The sequence below is a fragment of the Aeromonas sp. R1-1 genome (assembly GCF_040908495.1).
GTDB classification, from domain to species: domain Bacteria; phylum Pseudomonadota; class Gammaproteobacteria; order Enterobacterales; family Aeromonadaceae; genus Aeromonas; species Aeromonas veronii.
The window spans coordinates 1-3,353 of the sequence record NZ_JBFODV010000246.1 but is presented as its reverse complement, the minus strand read 5'-3'; the positions used below and the strand labels follow the sequence as shown (position 1 = coordinate 3,353).

Genomic DNA, 3,353 nt, shown 5'->3' with positions numbered 1-3,353 from the left:
CTGTAGGGGTGACAGGCCGAACGACTCGCCCGTGCCACCAATGCCTGCCACTGGCGGCCAGCCAGCCGCTGCTCAAGACGATATGTGAGGCCCGGCCCTTGCGCCGGACGGCGGGAGAGCGACGCAGGATTCTCCACCCCGGCCAGCTGCTGCACGAAGAAATCGCGATCCCGCGCGGCGCGCGGCGAATCCTGATAGGCCGCCTCTTCGGCCAGCAACTCCTGCTGAGTCGCATAACGGCAGGAGGCAGGCTGCTCGCCGGCACAAAGCGCCTCATACCAGCTCACCACCCGCTGGCAGAGCAGGCTCAGGCCAAAGCCGTCGATGGCAATATGGTGCACAGCGATAAACCAGGCCCACTGCTGCTCGTCAAGGCGATAAAGGATGGTGGCAAACAGCGGCCCCCCGGCCAGATTGAAGGGGACAGCCAGCTGTGCACGCATCTCGGCCTGCGCGGCTGCGAGCGGGTCGGCTTCGCTGCGCAGATCCCGCTCTGCCAGCTGCCAGCAGGCGGGGTTGGCCACCATCTGAGGGCCATCGGCAGTGGCCACAAAGGCACAGTGCAGACCGGGGATCTCGTCGAGGGTCTGACGCACAGCGCGGGTGAAGTGATGGGGAGCCAGCGCCCCCTCCAGCAGCCAGTACTCGCCGGTATTGCAGGCGGGGCTCTGCGGGTATTTTTGCTGGGCAAACCAGATGCCCGCCTGAGCGGTGGTAAGTGGCCAGCGCGGCTGCTCACCACGCTGGTGGGTGGCGCGCATCGCCATTGTCTGTTCCATGGGAATGTCCTTGCGCAAACATCGAGCGGGCAGTGACTTGCCTCTGCCCGCATGGCTGAAAAGCGAGGAGGCCTGGCCTCCTCCATAAAGAGAATGTCACGCCTGTCAGATCGGCAGCCGAGGGCTAGACCCCCAGGGTGGCACCGCCATCGACCACCAGATCCTGCAGGGTGATATGGCTGGCGGCATCGGAGGCGAGAAACCGCACGCAAGCAGCCACCTCTTCGGGGGTTCCGAGCTTACCAAGGGGGATCCCCAGCTTGAACTGCCCGGGCAGACCCGCGATAGTGCGCTGTTCTCCCTCCCGCTGCTCAGCCTCCCCCTCCTGCCACATGCCGTACAGCATCGGGGTACGGGTCGAGCCCGGCGACACCAGATTGCAGCGCACCCCATAGGGGGCAAGTTCCAGCCCTGCCGTTTGAGTGAGGCTGGTCAGCGCCGCCTTGGAGGCGCCATAGATGCCCATCCCCACTCGCGGCACCCGACCGGCATTGGAGGAGACATTGACGATGGCGCCCCTGCGCCGTCCCTGAAACCAGGGGGTCAGGGCCCGCATCAGGTAGAAGGGGGCGAAGGTGTTGATGGCGAAGGTGCGCTGCAAGAGGGCGTCATCCACCTCATCGAGCCTGCCGGTCGCCAGTACGCCAGCGACATTGACCAGCACATCGGGCCCCAGCCCCTCGTCCAGCAGCTGCTCGCAGCAGCGGGTCACGGCCTCGCTGTCGCTGACATCGATCACCAGTCCCTTCACGTTGCCGGGCAGCGCCTCGGCCAGTTGCAGATCGAGCGCCACCACGCTGGCCCCCGCCTCGGCAAAGGTGCGCGCCACCGCATGGCCAATTCCCTGCGCCGCACCGGTTACCCAGACGGTTCTGCCTTGCCACTCGCTCATGGGGTGCACTCCGGTTCGCTGACGTGCACTTCGTTGACCTGATAAGCCGTGGCCTGACTGACATTAAGCTGACGGGAGAGGAGCGCCCACCAGTTGGCCAGGGTCGGCGTGCGGGCCAGCTCGGCCAGCTCCACCACCAGCCCCTGCTGACGCCACTCTTCCACCAGCCCCATCACCGCCAGCGAGTCGAGACCGTAGTCGAGCAGGTTGTCATCCTCGGTGGGCTGCTCATGCTGCATCTCGGCGGGTAGCCGCGCCAACACCTGAGCACGCAGCGACTCCCTAGTCAGGGGGCGTTTGCTGGCCGCCATCACCTCGGCCACGGTAATCACCCGACCGGCATTGCGGCTAACGTAGGAGAGCGCCAGCAGGTGATCCTCGCGGGAGAAGTCGGCGATGGCATCTGCCACCAGGAAGGGGCGGATGTCGCGCATAAAGGCATCTACCGCCGTCTGCATCACCCCGATATGGCCGTAGATGCCGCAGATCACCAGCTGATCTCGCCCCCATTCGGCCATCAGCTCGGCCAGCGGTGAACGGCAAAAAGCGCTGTAGCGCCACTTGGTCAGCACCGTATCCTGCGGCTCGGGTGCCAGCGCCGAAACAATCGGCTGACGCTCCGGCGCTCGGGTCAACCCCGGCCCCCACATGTCGTTGAGCAGCGCCCGATCGGCCTGACTCTGCTCGGCGGGCTGGGCGGTATAGACCACCGGCATGCCAAGAATACGCGCCTGACGGATCAGGGCGGCGATATGGTCGATAACCTGATTGATCAGCGGATTGTCCGGCCCGTAGAAGTCGACGAAATAGTGCTGCATATCGTGGACTAGCAAGGCGGCACGGCCCGGTTCGAAGGGCCAGTTCACCCGCCCGCTGGGCAGCTCCTCAGCGGTGGGCAGCGGATAGGCGGCGAGGGATTGAATGGTCATGCACACTCCTTGGAGAGCTGCTCGCGCAGCGTCTGTTTGTCTATCTTGCCGACCGGGGTGTGGGGCAGTTGCTCCACCAGCACCAGGCGATCGGGCAGTTTGTAATCGGCCACCCCCTGCTCGCGCAGGAAACGGCGCAAGCGGGGCAGATTGAGGGGCTCGCGGCACATCAAAAAGGCGCAGCTGCGCTCCCCGAGCATGGGATCCGGCATGGCGACCAGTGCCGCCTGCCGCACCTCCGGGTGGGTCAGCAACAGCTCTTCAATCTCGAGGGCGTCGATCTTCTCCCCACCCCGGTTGATCTGATCCTTGTTGCGCCCCACCACCATCAGATGACCGCTGGGCAAGCGGCAGACCAGATCGCCGGTGCAGTAGAAACCGTCCCGATCAAAAGCCCGCTGATTGTGGGCATCAGCCTTGAAGTAGCCGCGAAAGGTGTAGGGGCCACGCGTCCAGAGCTCGCCGCACTCGCCATCGGGCAAGGGGCGTCCGTCGCTATCCCGCACCTCGACCTCGTCGCCCGGGCTCATCGGGCGGCCCTGGGCATTGACGATGTGCCACTGGTCATCCTCGATGCGGGTGTAGTTGACCAGCCCCTCGGCCATGCCAAACACCTGCTGCAAGCGGCAACCAAGGCGGCTCGCTACCGCATCGGCATGAGCCGGGCTGAGGCGCGCGCCCCCCACCTGTACACACTCCAGGGAGGTCTGCGGATAGTGACTGGCCGCCTCCAGCCAGAGCGCCAGAGCCGGT

The 3,353-nt window shown here is 65.6% G+C and carries 4 protein-coding genes; all 4 read right to left on the bottom strand.

Annotation, left to right across the window (positions count from 1 at the left end):
- Positions 1-779: condensation domain-containing protein (locus AB5Y92_RS16510; protein ID WP_368227173.1), on the bottom strand; the 779-nt coding region annotated here is incomplete at its 3' end.
- Between the two features lie 124 nt (positions 780-903).
- Positions 904-1,671, bottom strand: a complete 768-nt coding sequence (gene dhbA, locus AB5Y92_RS16505) for a 2,3-dihydro-2,3-dihydroxybenzoate dehydrogenase (RefSeq protein WP_368227172.1) — start codon at positions 1,669-1,671, stop codon at positions 904-906.
- Positions 1,668-2,600: an isochorismatase family protein gene (locus tag AB5Y92_RS16500; protein WP_368227171.1), complete on the bottom strand. Its 933-nt coding sequence runs from the start codon at positions 2,598-2,600 to the stop codon at positions 1,668-1,670. Before AB5Y92_RS16500 ends, dhbA begins: the two co-directional genes overlap by 4 nt.
- A partial coding sequence (locus tag AB5Y92_RS16495; protein WP_368227170.1) for an AMP-binding protein occupies positions 2,597-3,353 on the bottom strand: 757 nt, incomplete at its 5' end. The genes AB5Y92_RS16495 and AB5Y92_RS16500, both read right to left, overlap by 4 nt.